Origin of the sequence: Bradyrhizobium sp. SZCCHNRI20481 (assembly GCF_032485055.1) — a bacterium.
GTDB lineage: Bacteria > Pseudomonadota > Alphaproteobacteria > Rhizobiales > Xanthobacteraceae > Bradyrhizobium.
Map to the genome: position 1 here is coordinate 32,094 of NZ_JAUEUE010000004.1, position 17,906 is coordinate 49,999.

Annotated in this window: 16 protein-coding genes; 11 read left to right on the forward strand and 5 right to left on the reverse strand. The window is 65.5% G+C overall.

Annotation, left to right across the window (positions count from 1 at the left end; genetic code table 11):
• The first annotated feature begins 93 nt into the window (after positions 1-93).
• The 5 genes from QX132_RS06960 to QX132_RS06980 all read left to right on the forward strand — a co-directional run bounded on the left by QX132_RS06960 (position 94) and on the right by QX132_RS06980 (position 5,205).
• Positions 94-1,254 (forward strand): ATP phosphoribosyltransferase regulatory subunit, encoded by a 1,161-nt coding sequence (locus QX132_RS06960; protein WP_315777957.1) that lies wholly within the window; start codon positions 94-96, stop codon positions 1,252-1,254.
• Positions 1,251-2,228: an ATP phosphoribosyltransferase gene (gene hisG / locus QX132_RS06965; protein ID WP_315777956.1), complete on the forward strand. Its 978-nt coding sequence runs from the start codon at positions 1,251-1,253 to the stop codon at positions 2,226-2,228. Before QX132_RS06960 ends, hisG begins: the two co-directional genes overlap by 4 nt.
• A 70-nt stretch (positions 2,229-2,298) precedes the next feature.
• A complete protein-coding gene (locus QX132_RS06970; protein ID WP_315736560.1) occupies positions 2,299-3,342 on the forward strand; it encodes a glycosyltransferase family 2 protein in 1,044 nt (347 codons plus the stop codon).
• On the forward strand, positions 3,339-4,181 hold the full coding sequence (locus QX132_RS06975) for a ChbG/HpnK family deacetylase (protein WP_315811150.1): 843 nt from the start codon (positions 3,339-3,341) through the stop codon (positions 4,179-4,181). Before QX132_RS06970 ends, QX132_RS06975 begins: the two co-directional genes overlap by 4 nt.
• Positions 4,182-4,404: 223 nt before the next feature.
• Complete coding sequence (locus tag QX132_RS06980; protein ID WP_315777955.1) at positions 4,405-5,205, forward strand: DUF2076 domain-containing protein; 801 nt, start codon at positions 4,405-4,407, stop codon at positions 5,203-5,205.
• A gap of 89 nt (positions 5,206-5,294) precedes the next feature.
• Here QX132_RS06980 and QX132_RS06985 read toward each other — a convergent pair whose 3' ends face one another.
• Positions 5,295-6,086 (reverse strand): L,D-transpeptidase, encoded by a 792-nt coding sequence (locus QX132_RS06985; RefSeq protein WP_316160541.1) that lies wholly within the window; start codon positions 6,084-6,086, stop codon positions 5,295-5,297.
• Between the two features lie 307 nt (positions 6,087-6,393).
• Between QX132_RS06985 and QX132_RS06990 the strand changes: the two genes are divergently transcribed.
• On the forward strand, positions 6,394-7,173 hold the full coding sequence (locus QX132_RS06990) for a protein phosphatase CheZ (RefSeq protein ID WP_315716668.1): 780 nt from the start codon (positions 6,394-6,396) through the stop codon (positions 7,171-7,173).
• Positions 7,174-7,314: 141 nt separating this feature from the next.
• Here the strand turns inward: QX132_RS06990 and QX132_RS06995 are convergent, their stop codons facing one another.
• Complete coding sequence (locus QX132_RS06995; RefSeq protein ID WP_315736555.1) at positions 7,315-7,821, reverse strand: hypothetical protein; 507 nt, start codon at positions 7,819-7,821, stop codon at positions 7,315-7,317.
• A 331-nt stretch (positions 7,822-8,152) separates the two neighbouring features.
• Between QX132_RS06995 and groES the strand changes: the two genes are divergently transcribed.
• From groES to QX132_RS07010, 3 genes are all read left to right on the forward strand, one after another.
• Positions 8,153-8,449 carry a co-chaperone GroES gene (groES, locus tag QX132_RS07000; RefSeq protein ID WP_008961387.1) on the forward strand — a complete coding sequence of 99 codons (297 nt, stop codon included), beginning with the start codon at positions 8,153-8,155 and terminating at the stop codon, positions 8,447-8,449.
• Between the two features lie 121 nt (positions 8,450-8,570).
• Entirely contained in the window at positions 8,571-10,214 is a 1,644-nt protein-coding gene (groL, locus tag QX132_RS07005; RefSeq protein ID WP_315736554.1) for a chaperonin GroEL, read from the forward strand.
• A gap of 142 nt (positions 10,215-10,356) precedes the next feature.
• Entirely contained in the window at positions 10,357-11,547 is a 1,191-nt protein-coding gene (locus tag QX132_RS07010) for a hypothetical protein (protein ID WP_315779067.1), read from the forward strand.
• A gap of 329 nt (positions 11,548-11,876) precedes the next feature.
• Here QX132_RS07010 and QX132_RS07015 read toward each other — a convergent pair whose 3' ends face one another.
• Together QX132_RS07015 and QX132_RS07020 are read right to left on the reverse strand one after the other, a co-directional pair.
• Positions 11,877-12,284, reverse strand: coding sequence for an META domain-containing protein (locus tag QX132_RS07015; protein ID WP_315777951.1), 408 nt, complete (start codon positions 12,282-12,284; stop codon positions 11,877-11,879).
• A gap of 150 nt (positions 12,285-12,434) precedes the next feature.
• A complete protein-coding gene (locus QX132_RS07020) occupies positions 12,435-14,099 on the reverse strand; it encodes an L-lactate permease (protein WP_315736551.1) in 1,665 nt (554 codons plus the stop codon).
• 321 nt (positions 14,100-14,420) lie between these two features.
• On the opposite strand from QX132_RS07020, the gene QX132_RS07025 reads away from it, so the two are divergent.
• On the forward strand, positions 14,421-16,181 hold the full coding sequence (locus QX132_RS07025) for an ABC transporter ATP-binding protein/permease (protein WP_316160542.1): 1,761 nt from the start codon (positions 14,421-14,423) through the stop codon (positions 16,179-16,181).
• A gap of 329 nt (positions 16,182-16,510) precedes the next feature.
• Here the strand turns inward: QX132_RS07025 and QX132_RS07030 are convergent, their stop codons facing one another.
• A complete protein-coding gene (locus QX132_RS07030; protein ID WP_315736549.1) occupies positions 16,511-17,506 on the reverse strand; it encodes a TorF family putative porin in 996 nt (331 codons plus the stop codon).
• On the opposite strand from QX132_RS07030, the gene QX132_RS07035 reads away from it, so the two are divergent.
• Positions 17,430-17,702: a hypothetical protein gene (locus QX132_RS07035; protein ID WP_315779399.1), complete on the forward strand. Its 273-nt coding sequence runs from the start codon at positions 17,430-17,432 to the stop codon at positions 17,700-17,702. The genes QX132_RS07030 and QX132_RS07035 overlap by 77 nt on opposite strands.
• Positions 17,703-17,906 lie beyond the last annotated feature (204 nt).

The following is a 17,906-nucleotide window of genomic DNA, read 5'->3' on the forward strand; positions in this document are numbered from 1 at the left end:
CGCGGCCATTCGCAGTCGAAACCGTCAAACGGCCATGCTAAGGGGCAGCCGCGGCCTCCAGAGGCGCCCACTCCACTTTGGAACTCGATCGACATGACCGGACCCGCTCCAACCGGACCCGCCGCGTGGGCGGACATGCTGCTGCAATCCTTCGCCCAGGCCGGCTATGAGCGGGCCGAACCGGCGATCCTGCAGCCGGCCGAGCCATTTCTCGATCTCTCCGGGGAGGACATCCGCAAGAGCCTCTATCTGACCGGCGACGCCGCCGGCGAAGAGCTCTGCCTGCGCCCCGACCTGACCATTCCCGTCGCCCGTGACTACCTCGCCTCGGCCCGCGCCGGGCATCCGGCCGGCTTCAGCTATCTCGGTCCAGTATTTCGTTACCGCGAGGGCCGCCCGAGCGAGTTCCTGCAGGCCGGCATCGAGTCGTTCGGCCGTCAGGATCGGCCCGCCGCGGATGCCGAGATGCTGGCGCTGGCGATCGAGGCGACCGCCACCGCCGGCCTTGCCGCGGTGGATATCCGCACCGGCGACGTCGCGCTGTTCACGGCCTTGATCGACGCGCTCGATCTCTATCCGGTATGGCGACGGCGGCTGATCAAGGACTTCAACCGCAAGCGCACCCTGGCGCAGGACCTCGAGCGGCTGGCGATCGCCTCGGTGGCCCCGCGCAACGAGTATGAAGGGGTGCTCGCCGCCTTGGCCGGCTCCGACCGCAAGGCGGCGCTCGCCCTGGTCACCGACCTGATGTCGATTGCCGGCGCAACGGCGGTCGGCGGCCGCACGGTGGCGGAGATCGCCGACCGCTTCCTCGAGCAGTCCACCCTCAAGAGCGGCGCGCTGCCGCGTGACGCGCTGGACCGTATCAAGCGCTTCCTCGCCATCAGCGGGAGCCCGACTGAGGCTGTCCAGCAGCTTCGCGCGCTCGCCGCTGACGCCAAGCTCGACATTTCAGCGGCGATCGACACGTTCGAGGCCCGCGCCGGCTTCATGGCCCAGCGCGGCATCGACATCACCAAGGTGCGCTTCGCCACGTCGTTCGGCCGCGGCCTCGACTACTACACCGGTTTCGAGTTCGAGCTGCATCATCCGGGCAATGGCGACGAGCCACTGGTCGCCGGCGGCCGTTATGACGGCCTGCTGAGCCAGCTTGGCGCCGCCGAGTCGATTCCGGCCGTCGGCTTCTCGATCTGGATCGAGCGCCTGGCCCAGAGCAGCGCCGTCGGCAAGTCCCCGCGCGGGAGAGCATCATGAGCGGCCCCCTCGTCCTCGCCGTTCCCTCCAAGGGACGTCTGCAGGAGAATGCCGAAGCCTTCTTCGGCCGCGCCGGGCTGAACCTGTCCAAGCCCGGCGGCGCGCGCGACTATCGCGGCACCATCGCAGGTCTCGACAATGTCGAGATCGCCTATCTCTCTGCGAGTGAGATCGCCTCGCAACTGGCGCGCGGCACCGTGCATCTCGGCGTCACCGGCGAGGACCTGGTTCGCGAGAGCATCACCGATGCCGACAAGCGCGTGCTGCTGATCGATACGCTCGGCTTCGGCGGCGCCAACGTCGTCGTCGCCGTGCCGCAGGCCTGGATCGACGTCCGCACCATGGCCGATCTCGACGACGTCACCACCGGCTTTCGCGCCCAGCATAATCGCCGCATGCGCGTCGCCACCAAGTACATCAACCTGACGCGCAGCTTCTTCGCCGCCCATGGCATCGTCGATTACCGCATCGTCGAGAGCGCCGGCGCCACCGAGGGCGCGCCGGCGGTCGGCACCGCCGAGCTGATCGTCGACATCACCAGCACCGGCTCGACGCTCGCCGCCAACGGGCTGAAGGTGCTGGACGACGGCGTGATCCTGCGCAGCCAGGCCAATCTGGTCGCCTCCCGCGACGCCGACTGGTCGGAGGGGCCGCGCGAGAGCGCCCGGATCATTCTCGACCACATCCATGCCCGCGCCCGCGCCAGCAAATACCGCGAGGTCCGCACCCGCTTCAAAGGGTGCGACGCAGCAATGCTGACCGAGGCGCACAACCGCTTCGGCGTCGTGGCGCCGTTCGGCGGCCCGACCTCGTCCGGCATGCTCACCCTGCACTGCCCGCCGGCGCAGATCTACGCGCTCGGCAGCTTTCTGCGCGCGCATGGCGCCGAGACCGTCTCGGTCGCCTCGCTCGACTATGTGCTCGACCGCGAAAATCCGCTGTTTGCTCGCCTCGAGGCCTTCCTGCGATCATAAATCGCCGTTCATCGTAGCGACAGGCGAGCGCAGCTACCATATGTTGGTAGCAGAACGAGGACGCTGAGCAATGCTGGGAACTGACGTGTCGGATCTGACCACGACTGCGGCCGACGCCGCGTCGCAGGGATTGTCGATCGTTATCCCCGTCTACAACGAGGGCGCGGGACTGACGGCGCTGCACGAGCGGCTGAATAATCTCGCCCGTACGCTGCGCCAGCGCTTCGGTCTCGCCTGTGAGCTCGTCTATGTCGACGATGGCAGCCGCGACAATACGCTCGCGATTGCGCGCACCTTGCAGGCCGATGCGCTCGACATCCAGGTCGTCTCGCTGTCGCGCAATTTCGGCAAGGAGGCCGCGCTGATGGCCGGCCTCGATCATGCCCGGCGCGGCGCCGTGCTGTTCATGGACGGCGATGGCCAGCATCCGCCGGCCCTGGTCGAGCAGCTCGTCACGCACTGGATCAAGGACGGCTATGACGTCGTCTATACCGCCAAGGCACATCGCGACAACGAGCCGTTCCTGCGCCGCGTCGCCGTGCACGGCTTCTACGCGCTCATCAACTGGGGCGCGCGGCAGAAGATCCCGGAGGATGCCGGCGACTTCCGCCTGCTCTCGCCGCGCGCGGTGGCCGCGCTGCGGCAGTTGCCGGAGCGCAACCGCTTCTTCAAGGGCCTGGCGAGCTGGATCGGCTTCCGCCAGATCCGCGTCGACTACGAGCCTGCCGCGCGTGCCCATGGCGTGACGGCCTTCAACCTGACCAGCCTGCTCGGCCTGTCGATCGAAGGCCTGACCTCGTTCTCAGTCGCCCCGCTGCGGTTCGCCAGCCTGCTCGGAATCCTGCTCGCCTCGGCGGCCTTTCTGTTCGGCCTCTCGATCCTGTGGGAGACTTTAGCTACCGGCAAGTCGGTGCCCGGCTATCCCTCGCTGATGGTCGGCCTGATGACGATCGGCGGCGTGCAACTGATCATGATCGGCATCATGGGCGAGTATATCGGCAAGATCCTGTCCGAGCTGAAGGCGCGTCCGATCTACTTCGTCGCCGAGCACAGCGAGAAGCGTGCAGCGCTCGATGCGCGCAGCGACGGCGCCGAGAGGAACGCCGCCGAATGAGCGCGACGCCGCACCGGCGCATCTGGCTGTGCGCCGATGACTATGGCATCAGCCCCGGGGTTAACAGCGCCATCCGAGACTTGATCGCGCGCGGTCGGCTGAACGCAACCTCGGTGATGACCGTGGGCGCCGCGATCGGGCGCGACGAGGTGACGGAGCTGACCAAGGTCGCGTCCGACAGCCCGCGTTGCGCCATCGGCCTGCACGTCACGCTGACCGCGCCATTCCGGCCCCTGACGATGCATTTCCGTCCCTCGGAAGGCGGCATGTTCCTGCCCTTCCCGAAGCTGCTGCGCGCCGGACTGACCCGCCGGCTCGATCCCGAGATGATCCGTGCCGAGGTCCTGGTTCAGCTTGCAGCGTTCGGCGATTTGTTCGGTCGCGCCCCCGATTTCGTCGACGGCCACCAGCATGCCCAGCTCTATCCGCAGGTGCGCGAGGGCTTTCTCGCCGCCGTCAAGGAAACTGCGCCCACGGCCTGGGTGCGCCAGGGCGGCCGCAATCTGCCCCTGATGCAGCGGCTGACGGCGCCGAAGGCGCTGCTGCTGGACGTGCTCAGCGCGCAATTCCGCCGTCAGGCCAGGCGGGCCGAGATCGCCTTCAACCCCGGCTTCGCGGGCGCCTACGACTTCACCAAGGCCTCCGACTTCGGAGCTTTGATGGATGGCTTCCTCGACGAATTGCCCGAGCATGGGCTGGTGATGTGCCACCCCGGTTTCGTCGATGACGTCCTCATCGAGCTCGATCCGCTGACGGTGCAGCGCGAGCATGAGCACGCCTATCTTGCCGGCGAGCATTTTCCGGGCCTGTTGGAGCGCCGCAAGGTGACGCTCGACTGATGGATGTTTCGCGTGCCCCGGCGAACAAAACCCGGCGCGGCGGCGTTCGAAGTGGGAGGGAGGCAGGCATGCCGTCCGCCTTCGGCTTCCGAAACGCCTCGCAAATGCAAAGACGCTTTGTCGCATACGGAAATTTAATCCGCGCCCCGGCTGGCCGGGCCACAAAGTCCCCCTAAATCTTGGCCGCGCTTGGCCGGAACAAGGCAAGCGGCAGGAGAACGACATGACACCGCAAGAACGCCAACTCATCGACGATCTGTTCGACCGGCTTGCCACGTTGGAGAGTGCACCGCGTGATCCGGAGGCTGCCGCCGCCATCGCCCAGGCGCTGCAGCGGGCTCCCAATGCCGTCTATGCGCTGGTGCAGACGGTGCTGGTGCAGGACGAGGCCCTGAAGCGCGCCAACGCCCGCATCGAGGAGCTGCAGCACGCCCAGGCCCCGCAGGGCCAGTCCGGCGGCTTCCTCGATTCGATGCGCGACAGCATCTTCGGCTCGGGCAGTCGCGGCTCGGTCCCCAACGTGCCGCCGCCGTCGCAGAGCCGCCCGGTCTGGAACAGCGGCCAGGCGATGCCCCCGGGCTACCAGGGCCAGCCCGGCTATCCCGGTCAGCCCAGCTCCTATGACCAGGGCGGCTTCGGCCAGCCGCGCGGCGGCATGTTCGGCGGTGGAGGCGGCTCGTTCCTCGGCACGGCAGCGGCCGCAGCGGCCGGCATGGTCGGCGGCTCGCTGCTGCTCGGCGGCATCCGCTCGATGATGGGCGGCGGGTCGCATCAGGCGTTCGGTGACACCACGATCATCGAGGAGCGGGGCGGCGGTGCCAGCCCGTGGAGCGGCGACCAGTCCGGCGGCTCGCTGGCGCGCGACGCCGGTCTCGACGACATCGGCCGCCCGGGCGGCGACGGCGGCCGGGCCGGCCTGTTCGACCAGGCGAGCCATGACGACAGCGGCAATGACAGCGACGCGGCCGACTTCGATGCCGATGACGGCTATGGCGACGACGACGGTGGCAGCGACTACGCGTGAAGTTCCCGGGTCGCAACGAACTGAAGAATGCGAAGGCCGCCCCCTGCGGGCGGCCTTTTTCTGTTGCTGATGTCGTGCAGCGGCGGTCGTCAGATCACGATGACCCGGGCACCGACGTTCACCCGGCCATAGAGATCGATCACATCCTCGTTGCGCATCCGGATACATCCTGACGAGACGTTGGTGCCGATCGTCCATGGCTCGTTCGAACCGTGGATCCGATACAGCGACGAGCCGAGATACATCGCGCGTGCGCCGAGCGGGTTCTGCGGCCCGCCCTCCATGTGCCGCGGCAGGTCGGGCCGACGCGCGAGCATTTCCGGCGGCGGCGTCCAGTCCGGCCATTCGCGCTTGGCCGAGATCGTCTTCACGCCCGACCAGGTGAAGCCGGGGCGGCCGACGCCGATGCCATAGCGGAGCGCCCTGCCCTCGCCCTGGACCAGATAGAGGAACTTGTTCGGCGTATCGATGACGATCGTGCCCGGCCGTTCTTTGCCGTCATAGTCAACGATCTGTTTCTCGTATTTCGGATCGAGTGGCCGCTGCGTCTGCTCATAGGCCTCCTCATCCGGCACTCCCTGCTGCGGGACCATGCCCGGCGCCAGCCGCTGCGGCTCGTAGTAGGACGGCTGCTGCTGGTACATCGGCTGTCCCGGCGGAGGCGCGCCGCGGCCGCCTTGCGGATCCCCGAACAGGAATTCGATGAAGCCGCCGCCCATGCGCGAGCGTTCGACATAGGCGGTGCGCACCGGCGCGGACTGCTGCGGCGGGCCGCTATAGATCACGGTCGGCTGCTGAAATCCCTGGGCCGCGGCGCGGCCCAGACCTGCATGGAAAACGCATGCGCCGGCCAGCAGCGCTGCGGATACTGATTTGAACATCGACGTACTCTGTACTGTTTCGTCTGAAGACTGTTCATCGCGCGAGGCAAATGCGCCGCCGCGTATCGTCAATAAAGAGCAAAACCCGATCGCTTTGGTAAACGCGGGAGGCGCCGGGATTCACCATCGCTGCATACGTCGGCGGTTTTGATCGCTAGCGTTTATTTTGCGTGAAGGCCGGCGGAGCATGGTTAATCGTTGACGCACGATGCACGCCAGCGTTGCTCAACGGCGGTTCCTGGCGTGAACGCGATGTTAAATAGCCTTTGCGTAGAACTGATCCGAGCAAAAGGTCAGGGATACTATCATGGCTGTTCGCAAGCGTTTCCGTATCGAAGAAGCAATCGTCGGCCATATGCCGGAGCCTGAATTCGTGGGTGGCGAGATCGGCCCCAACCACAAGGAAATCATGGACGAGCTCCGCGCGATCCGCTCCCAGATGGCCAATGCGATCCGCAGCGGCGGCAGCAACACGGCGAACGCCGCCATCGAAGAGTCCGCCGCACGCGAGGTCGCCGAAGCGCGCGCGCTGCTCGAGACCTATCGTGCCCAGATCGAGCAGTGCGAAAAGCTCAAGGTCGAGCTCGACCTGATCCACGACGCGATCAACCGCACCAAGGGCGAGATCGCGACCCTCCATGCCAAGAGCTTCAACGGCGAGGAGATGGCCAAGGTCAACGGCGAGCTCGGCGCGGTCGTCGGCGGCACCGAGCAGGCGACGCAGCAGATCCTCGAAGCCGCGGAGGCGATCGACCAGGCCGCCAGCGCGCTGTCCAAGGTGGACTCGGCCGACCAGCAGAAGATCCTGAGCGAAGAGATCCAGGAGCGGGTGGTCTCGATCTTCGAGGCCTGCAACTTCCAGGACCTGACCGGCCAGCGCATCAACAAGGTCATGACCACGATGAAGTTCATCGAGCACCACATCGTGGTGATGATGGACATCTGGGGTGGCGTCGACGCCATCAAGGCGCATACGCCGCCGATCGTCGACCACCGCGAGGGCGACGCCAGACTGCTGAACGGCCCGAAGGCGGAAGGCGACGTCGGCCACGCCTCGCAGGACGACATCGACGCAATGTTCAACTGACGTCATCCTGCCTGACCGGCGGCCACGCCGGCCAGGGATGGCACCGAGCAGCACCAAGCAAAACGCCGGCGCTTTCGCCCGCGTTTTTCGTTTGGCTTTTGGGTGTGGCCGGGGGCTTGTCGCGAGGGCTTCGCCCGGATCTCAGGCGCGCGGTCCGCAGCGGACGTAGACCATCGTCTGGTAACGGGTCGCCGCATCCTTGTCGACGAAGCGGGTGATCAGCACACGGCCGTCAAAGGAGACGACCTCGCGGTCCTGCTCGCCGCCGGGCGGTCCGGCCGGGCCGATATAGTTCTTGCCGCTGGCCGAGCCCTTCAGGCGCAGCTCCTGGGGGGTCGCCTGGTCGGCCAGATGCATCACGACACCGCCGGACGTGCCCGCCCCGATGACATAGGGCTGTTTGCACTGCGCCAACGCCATCTTCTCGGTGCGCGGACGGTCGTTGGGGTTGTTGTAAGCTGCGAGACCCCATTTGCCGACGAGATCCTCGGGGCGGATCGTCGCCGGAACCTCGGGCTCGACCGGCGCCTCGGTCTGCATGGGGGGCGACGGCGACAGGCTGAAGCCCGTGCACGCTCCCAGAAGCATCGTGAGCGCCGACGCGATCGCGAGATTGGCAACCGGCCGCGCGCACCGTGAACTCGTCATGGCATCCCCTTAGGAACAAGATCGTGGCTGCCCCGTCCGGCAACCAAACCCAAAACGCTCGTCAGAGCAATGACGTCGGATGACGACGCCGCTCCACTAACATGTCTGGCCCGGGACAACATCCCCTAACAGCCTCAAGAACGGCTTAACTGCCGGCCGTTGCTTGACAGGAACAGCCGCAAGCCATATTTCCCCGAGCGGTCTTTAGCACTCGGAGGGCGCGATTGCTAAGGCTGCGAGCCAGTTGGCGCCAAGTGGGCGTCAAATGTGGCCGCATTCAGATTTCCTCCGACAGCAACAACTTATCCAAGCACCCCAAAAGGGATCCGTCATGGCCAAATCGAAGTTTCGTCCCCTGCACGACCGCGTCGTGGTTAAGCGCATCGACGCCGAAGAGAAGACCAAGGGCGGCATCATCATTCCCGACAGCGCCAAGGAAAAGCCCTCGCAGGGCGAAGTCGTCGCCGTCGGCCCGGGCGGCCGTGATGAGAGCGGCAAGCTGATCCCGATCGACGTCAAGGTCGGCGACCGCGTGCTGTTCGGCAAGTGGTCCGGAACCGAGGTCAAGCTGGACGGCGAGGAGCTCCTGATCATGAAGGAGTCCGACATCATGGGCGTCGTCGCCTGATCCCGACCTGCCGGGGGCGGCGATCAGCCGCCCCGGGCGAAAATGCTCTGCAACCTCGTTCCGGCGACAGACGGGCGATCACGCCCCTCGCCGTCGAGGTCTACTCCAGGAGAATTTTGAAATGGCAGCCAAGGACGTCAAATTCGCTGGCGACGCACGCGACCGCATGCTGCGCGGCGTCGACATTCTCGCCAACGCCGTCAAGGTGACGCTCGGCCCGAAGGGCCGCAACGTCGTCATCGAGAAGAGCTTCGGCGCTCCGCGCATCACCAAGGACGGCGTCACCGTCGCCAAGGAGATCGAGCTGGAGGACAAGTTCGAGAACATGGGCGCGCAGATGCTGCGCGAGGTCGCCTCCAAGACCAACGACACCGCCGGTGACGGCACCACCACCGCGACCGTGCTGGCCCAGGCCATCGTGCGCGAGGGCGCCAAGGCGGTTGCCGCCGGAATGAACCCGATGGACCTCAAGCGCGGCATCGACATCGCGGTGGCCGCCGTGATCAAGGACATCGAGAAGCGTGCCAAGCCGGTCGCCTCGTCCTCCGAGGTCGCCCAGGTCGGCACCATCTCCGCCAATGGCGACGCCGCGATCGGCAAGATGATCGCCCAGGCGATGCAGAAGGTCGGCAACGAGGGCGTCATCACGGTCGAGGAGAACAAGTCGCTCGATACCGAGGTCGACATCGTCGAAGGCATGAAGTTCGACCGCGGCTATCTCTCGCCCTACTTCGTCACCAACGCCGAGAAGATGACCGCCGAGCTCGACGACGTCTACGTGCTCTTGCACGAGAAGAAGCTGTCCGGCCTGCAGGCCATGCTGCCGGTGCTCGAAGCCGTGGTACAGTCGGGCCGTCCGCTGCTGATCATCGCCGAGGACGTCGAGGGCGAGGCGCTGGCGACGCTGGTCGTCAACCGCCTGCGCGGCGGCCTCAAGGTTGCCGCCGTCAAGGCGCCGGGCTTCGGTGATCGCCGCAAGGCCATGCTCGAGGACATCGCGATCCTGACCGGTGGTCAGTTGATCTCGGAAGATCTCGGCATGAAGCTCGAGAACGTCACGGTGAAGATGCTCGGCCGCGCCAAGAAGGTCGTGATCGACAAGGAGAACACCACGATCGTCAACGGCGCCGGCAAGAAGGCCGACATCGAGTCGCGCGTCGGCCAGATCAAGGCGCAGATCGAGGAGACCACCTCGGACTACGACCGTGAGAAGCTGCAGGAGCGTCTGGCCAAGCTCGCCGGCGGCGTCGCGGTGATCCGCGTCGGCGGCGCGACCGAGATCGAGGTCAAGGAGAAGAAGGACCGCGTCGAGGACGCCCTCAACGCGACCCGCGCTGCGGTGCAGGAAGGCATCGTCCCCGGCGGCGGCGTGGCGCTGCTGCGCGCCAAGAAGGCGGTCGGCCGCATCACCAACGCCAATTCGGACGTCCAGGCCGGCATCAACATCGTGCTGAAGGCGCTCGAGGCTCCGATTCGCCAAATCTCCGAGAACGCCGGCGTCGAAGGCTCGATCGTGGTCGGCAAGATCCTGGACGAGAAGTCCGAGACCTTCGGCTTCGACGCCCAGACCGAAGATTATGTCGACATGGTCGCCAAGGGCATCATCGACCCGGCCAAGGTGGTCCGCACCGCGCTGCAGGACGCCTCGTCGGTCGCCGGCCTCCTGGTCACCACCGAGGCGATGGTCGCCGAGCTGCCGAAGGACGCAGCTCCCGCGATGCCGGCCGGCGGCGGCATGGGTGGAATGGGCGGCATGGGCTTCTGAGCCCCCCTTGCATCACCGAGACGTTCAGGAAGGCCGCCTCCGGGCGGCCTTCTTTTTGGCCGAGTGTCCGCGCCCGGGGGTGCAGCGATCGCAAATCGGCGCTACAGCTTAAGGCCGATTCTGCCCCCACAAGGATTTTCAGATGCGCGCGATTTTGCTTGCGCTGGCCGTGATTGCAGCGGCCGCGCCGGAACTCGGTTGGGCCCAGAGCAAGAGCGGGACCAAGGCCCCCGCCAACGAGACTCGGTATTTCACCGCGATCGACGGCCTGATGGACGGCAATGCCGACGTGATCCTGAAGGAGACGCGCCAGGGCAAGACCGTCACCGCCGCCACGCTCGACGTCTGCTATCCCGTCGCAAAGAATTCGGATCGCAAGGACCGCTTCGTGGTCAGCCTCACCGTCAATGGCCAGACCTTGACCGGTGCGACCCAGAGCAACGGCGCCAAGGAGCCGGTCACGGTGAAGCTGAATCGCAAGCCGACCGGCGACACGTTCGAGTTCCGCGGACAGATCGCGATCGGCAAGACCGTCACCGAGGTGGCGTCGACCGACAATTCCGACGTCAGCGAGAAAGAGTTCCAGGAGAGCCAGTCGAGCGACGACGGCATCAGCGCCCAGCCGAAGGACTTCACCGACGTCTCGCCCGAGGCGGTCTCGGTCCGGCTCAAGCTCGACGCGGTGACCGACTTCCTCAAGAGCCTGAAGGGCGAGAACGTCGAAGTTTCGCTGTCGAGCCTCATCGTGAGCTGCGACGCACTGCGCGCGGGCGAGCAGACCATCAGCATGACCGTCGACCCCGAACGAGCCGGCGCACTGATCGCGAAGGCGCGGACCATGAACGGCGTCGTCACCGCCGGCTGGACCGCCGGCACGGTCGAGATGGACCGCACCATCCGCTTTGCGGCGGCCGACTGGCGCGACGGTGACAAGATCAACAAGGACAAGCTGGCGGGCGCCATCTCCGACGTGCTGGCCAAGACCTACAATGCCAGGCCGACGAGTGCGGCGTGGAATCCGGTCAGCGGCAAGCTGAAGCTGACGTTGAAGCGGCCGAGCCAGCTGATGCCGGCGCTCGAGCTGACCGACGTCATCGAGGTCACCGGCCTCGTCTCGGCGGACAAGCCGGGCGGCGCGGACGCGCTGATGCTGTGGATCAGCAGCCCGACGACGACCACCGTCGACGAGACCTCGGCCGCCAAGCTGATCCTGTCGGACGAATCGTCAGGCGACGAGGAAAGCGATACCCGCGACGACGGCGGTGCCATCGACGAGCTGGCGAAGGCCTTCAAGGCCAAGCGCTGGGATGCGGACAACTCCGTCTGGAAGTAAGGCGACGGCAGGCGCCGCGATCTCAGATGCCACCCTCCCCTGGAGGGGGAGGGTCGATCGCACGCGAAGCGGGCGAGCGGGGTGGGGTGACGCCGCGGGCACCGGTGCACGTGGAGAGATCACCCCACCCCGCCTCCCATTCGCTGCGCTCATGAGAGGCGCCCCTCCCCCTCCAGGGGAGGGTGGCAGCGGGGCTGACCTCAAAGCTGCGTGCTCCGGAATCGCGAACGTGCATGAAGCGGGACCAGGTGCCGGACCATGACAGCGAGGTCCACATGCCGATATATCGATGTGACCAAGACTAGGACTTTCGATACGCCCGTCTCGGCTCAATTGGTGTTGAGCCGGAAGCGCAGCGTCTTCGGTCCGATGAAGATGATCAGGTCGCCCTGACGCTTCCAGTTCGTCGTCGCGCTCAGCGCCGCGATCAGCTCGTCATCGGCTTGCGCGCGTGCCGCCGGGCAGTTGCGGTCGTCGATCTTGCTGGCGATGAACACGATGGTGTTGCCGGCGACCGAGAACTGCCCCTTGCCGCCCTTGCACCAGAGCTCCAGCACGGTCTCGCCGTTGTCGCCGATGTCGAGATCCGGCACGCGCTTCGAGCCGGGCATTGGTAACGCATCGAGCGTCATCTCCATTCCGAAGGGAAACTCCTCCGCCGACGCGCCGGCAAGCGGCAGGCCCGACATCGACAACGCCATCATCGCCACGGCGCAGCCACGCTTCAACACTTGCATCGTTCCTCTTCAGACCAATCACACGCAGGGCTGCGCCTTCCAGGCGACGACCGTGATCCCCGCCGCCACGGCTCCCGCACAAATGTGTTCCAAACATAGCAAACCCCGCGCCGCAGCTGCGGCGCGGGGCTTTTGTCGCTGCCGGTGTTGCTACTTCAGCACCATCGCCGTGAACGGATAGACGTAGGCCTGCAAGGTGACGAACAGGCCGACCAGACAGGCCAGCACGATCGAATGCAGGAAGACGTAGCGCAGGATCGAGCTCTCGTGGCCGTACCAGTTGGTGGCGGTCGAAGCGACCACGATCGACTGCGCATCGATCATCTTGCCCATGACACCACCGGATGAGTTGGCAGCCGCCATCAGGACAGGCGACAGGCCGAGCTGCTCGGAGGTGATCTTCTGCAGGTTTCCGAACAGCACGTTCGAGGCCGTATCCGATCCCGTCAGCGCCACGCCCAACCAGCCGAGCAAGGTGCCGAAGAACGGATAGAGCACGCCGGTCGCGGCGAAGGCGAGGCCGAGCGTTGCGTCGACGCCGGACAGCCGGGTCAGCGTGCCGATCGCCAGCATCGCCGAGATCGTGATCAGCGAGATCGCGCACAGACGGATGGTGCGGCCATATTCCGCGATCAGCTTGCCCGGTCCGACACCCATCAGGAAGCCGGAGATGATCGCGGCGATCAGCATGCCGGTGCCGGTGAAGGTCAGGTAGGTGAACGAGAACACCGCGCCTTCCGGTGTCGGCTTCGCGGCCACCGGCGGCATCTTGTTGATCAGCTTGTCGAGCTCGGGCACCGGATAGTTCCAGGTGAAGATCGAGTTCGCCCAGGCCTTGAAGGCGCCGTTGCCCCAGATCAGCATGATCACGCAGACGATGATCCAGGGCAGCAGCGCGCCCCAGAGCTCGGCTTGCGTCAGCGGCGTGCGGTCCAGCGGCTTCGCCGCCGTCATCGTGGCGGCCGATTCGTCACGCCCGCGCAACGCCGGCGACAGCCACAGCTGCCTCGGCTGCCAGACCTTCAGGAACAGGATCAGCGCGCCCATCGAGATCAGCGAGGCGCCGATGTCGACGATCCACGGATTGATGTAGTTGGAGATCAGGAACTGCGGGACCGCGAACGAGACGGCGGTGACCAGGATCGCCGGCCAGACGTCCTTCATGCCCTTCCAGCCCGCGAACGCCCAGATCACCCAGAACGGCACGATCAGCGAGAACACCGGCAGCTGCCGGCCGACCATTGCGCCCAGGATGTAGGGATCGAGACCGGTGACCGAGGCGAGGCCCTGGATCGGCGTGCCCAAGGCGCCATAGGCGACCGGGGCGGTGTTGGCGATCAGCGACAGGCCGGACGCCGCGAGCGGCGAGAAGCCGAGGCCGATCAGCACGGCACCGGTGATCGCCACCGGTGTGCCGAAGCCCGACGCGCCCTCGAAGAACGCGCCAAAGGAGAAGGCGACCAGCAGCAGCTGCAGCCGCCGGTCTTCCGTGACGCCGCCGATGGCGCGCTTGAGCAACTCGAAGCGGCCGGTCGAGACTGTCACCTGGTAGAGGAAGATGACGTTCAGGACGATCCAGCCGATCGGAAAGAAGCCGGTGATGACGCCCAGAAACGTCGCGCGCAGCGACATGTTGGCCGGCATCGTGAACACGAAGATCGTGATCAGGTTGGTCAGGATCACGGCGATGATCGCCGCGATGTGTGCCTTCACCTTGCCGCTGGCGATCAGCACCAGCAGCGTCACCACTGGGACGGCGGCGGCCAGCGTCGACAGCGCCGGGCTCCCCATCGGGTCGTAGATTTGATTCCACATCGTGACTTCTCCCCCCACGTTCTTGTTGTTGGACCCGGTCCGGCGGGACGGATCAGGTCTGCTCGCCCAGGCCCCCAAGCCTGGCAAAGGTCGGAAAAGGAGATCACAAAACCGGCAACGCCCAACTCTGCTCAAATTCTCGCGAAATCTGGCGGCGGTCGCAGTCCCTCTCCCCTACCCCATGCTACGGTTTGTCACACGCGACCGACAAGCCGGCGGTCACCCGCCACATTACGACTTTAGTCTATACAGGCGGCAATCACTGCGATTTTCTCGTTTTTCGTCAGCCCGTTAAGACCTTTTCTCAGGAGCAGCCCCTCTGTGAACAATCTGCGCTCGACCGTCGCCACCGTCTGGCGGATCGCCATTCCCTACTTCCGCTCCGAGGACAAGGTCGCCGGCCGCGTGTTGCTCGCCGCCGTCATTGCGATCGAACTGTCGCTCGTTGCGATCCAGGTGCTGGTGAACCAGTGGCAGAACAGGTTCTTCAACGCGCTGCAGCAGTATGATTGGAACAGCTTCATCTGGGAGCTCGGCGTGTTCGTCGTGCTGGCCACCGTCTTCATCATTCTGGCCGTGTACCAGCTCTATCTCAATCAGTGGCTGCAGATCCGCTGGCGGCGGTGGATGACCGAGGCCTACCTCAAGCGCTGGCTCGGCGAGGCCAACCACTATCGCATGCAGCTCAAGGGAGACGCGGCAGACAACCCTGACCAGCGCGTCGCCGAAGATGTGAAGCAGTTCATCGAGCAAACGCTCACGATCACGATCGGCCTGCTGAGCTCGATCGTGACGCTGGCCTCGTTCGTCGTGGTTCTCTGGGGCCTGTCGGAAGAGGCTCCGTTGACGCTGTTCGGTACGGAGTATCGGATACCCGGCTATCTGGTCTGGGGAGCCCTGTTGTACTCGATCTTCGGCACGGCACTAACGCATTGGATCGGCTGGCCGCTTGTCAATCTGAATTTCGAGCAGCAGCGCTATGAAGCCGATTTCCGCTTCAACTTGGTGCGGGTACGCGAGAGCTCGGAGCAGATCGCGCTGTTGCGCGGCGAAGCCGTCGAGCAGGGCCAGTTGGCGAGCCGGTTCGGTCGCGTGGTCCAGAACTGGTATCAGATCATGAGCCGGACCAAACGGCTGACGGCCTTCACCGCCGGCTATTCGCAGGCGGCCACGATCTTTCCCTACGTGCTGGTCGCGCCGGCCTATTTCGCCAAGAAGGTTCAGCTAGGCGGCGTGATGCAGACACTGTCGGCATTCTCGCAGGTGCAGGGCGCGCTGTCGTTCTTCGTGTCGGCCTATCGTACACTGGCTGACTGGCGCTCGACCGTCGCCCGCCTCGACGGCTTCGACATGTCGATCGAGAGCGCCGCCAAGCTCTCGGGCGAGCCGCGGACGATCGATGTCGTCAACCACGCGGACGACAGCATCGACCTCGCCCAGCTGCTGCTGAAGCTGCCGAACGGGCTGCCGCTGATCGCGGCCGACGGTTTCAGCCTCAAGAGCAGCGAACGCACGCTGCTGACCGGGCCGTCGGGCGCCGGCAAGTCGACGCTGTTCCGCGCCATCGCCGGGGTCTGGCCGTTCGGCAGCGGTGCGATCAGCGTGCCCGCGCATGCCAAGCTGATGATGCTGCCGCAGCGGCCCTACTTCCCGATCGGCCCGCTCAAGGCCGCGATCGTCTATCCGGCAGCGGCCGACGCGTTCAGCATCGACTTGGTCAAGGAGGCGCTCGTCGCTGTGGGCCTGCCGCAGCTCGCCGACCGGCTCGACGAGGACGCACACTGGAACCGGATGCTGTCGCTGGGCGAGCAGCAGCGACTCGGCATCGCCCGCGCCCTGCTGCATCAGCCGCAATATCTCTTCCTCGACGAGGCCACGGCGTCGCTGGACGAGCCGAGCGAAGCCCGGCTGTATCGGATCATCGCCGAGCGGCTGCCGCAGACCACAGTCGTCTCGATCGGGCACCGCTCGACCCTGCACGATCTCCATGATCGAAGGGTCGAGCTGATTCGGGATGGCGACCGGTTCTCGCTGCGGCCGGCGGGACAGGCTGCCGACGCGACCGCGGGTGGAGGCAACTGAAGCGAACGCTGCGGACCTCATGGATTAAGACGCGCTGCAAAGCGGCGCGTCTCCAACAGCAAGGGGCCTGAGAGATCCGCCCCGAACCCAGCCCATCGTCCCGAGGGCGCCGCCAGGGATCTCATCGCGCCCCTGCGCCCATGATGAGAAGTCCAATTGCCCGGGCGGCGTCCGAGCCATGGCGATCCAGAAGATGGCGATCCAGAAGATGGCGATCCAGAAGGACGGCAAGACGCCCGAGCGACCACGGCGAGCTGCCGTCACCAAAGCAGAAGGGCGGCAGATTGCTCTGCCGCCCTCGTCAGGAATTTCGATCCGCCTTGGGACGATTACTTCAGGTTGGTCATCGCCGTCAGGTCGACCGAGAGCTTGGCGATGCCGGTGGCGCCGCACCACTTCGAGCCCAGGCCACCCGGGTTGATCGCGGTGACGTTGGTGGTGCCGCTGGCGGTGAAGTCGCCAGTGAAGGCGTTGCAATTGCCCTTCGACAGGTTGGTGTCGGAGTAGCGCAGATCCAGCGTGAACACCTTGTAGGTGAAGCCGACGCCAACGTTCCAGGTGTTGTAGTCGGCGTAGTGGATGCCGTTCGGGAAGGCCGCGGTGCCGTAGAAGCTGTCGGTGGTGCCGAACCACTGGCGACCGAACTCACCCGAGACGTACATGCCGACGCCGCTCGATCCAAACAGGGTGCTCGGAGCGGTATACTTGCCGGTGACCGAGGCGTAGTTGCCCCAGGCGCCGGAGTTCAGGAAGCTCGGGGTATAGAATTCGGTGACGCCGAACGACCAGTTGTCGTTCACCGTATAGGTGCCCTTGCCGTAGACCTCGAAGAAGCTGACGTCCTTCTTCATGGTGTTGAAGTTCGTCAAGGTGTTGGCCTGGCACTCGGCGCTCAGCGCGCGGCCGGCGAAGTCCGTCGTGGCGCCGCCGCCGTAATAGCAGGTGCCGCCCGGATACAGGTAGCCCCAGACGCCGATGTCGAAGGCGAAGGCGCCGAAGGTCGGGCGGATACCGCCGTAGATGTCGATCTCGGCCGCAGCCCGGTTCGGGAAGGAGATGCTCTCGCCAGCGACGCCGACGTAGAACTGCAGGTCCTTGTTGACGTTGAAGCGCGGCTCGAAATAGGCGGCGACCGACGGCTTGTGGTTCGACTGGGTGATGCCGCGGAAGACGTAGTCGTTCATGATCGCCGCGCCGAACGCGATATCCCATGGTTCAAACGCCACCGGAGGCGGAGCCTTATAGGCCTTGACCGCCATGTCCGCCGCCGAAGCCGATCCCGAAACCATTGCCAGCGCCGTTGCCAGCAAAGCCCACTTTTTCATGACGATCCCCATCACCCTATTTCGAAAAAGCCTGCCCCACATTGGCCCCCCAGGGCGCAAACAAGACCGGCTGCGTCATCCAGACGCAATTTGTGCCAGGGTCTCGCCGCAGGTGAAGCAAAAAAGCGCGGCATCTGCCGCCTTTTTGGGCGTTTTGACAATTCCACGGCAGGTAGTCAGCGCGTGTTGCATTTGAACAACAAATCTCCGTGTTCTAGAGCAGCCCAGGACGCACATTCGGGTGTGCCGGCACGCTGACTCGTCGTGCCGCAAGCGAAATGCCGCAGCGCATCGGGATCGGATTCGCCCGGCCGTAGATCTGCGGGGGCGACGCTGGCGACGAGCAGATCGACAAAACGGCCAGCCAAAACAGAGCCAACAGACGGTGGCAACAACAAAC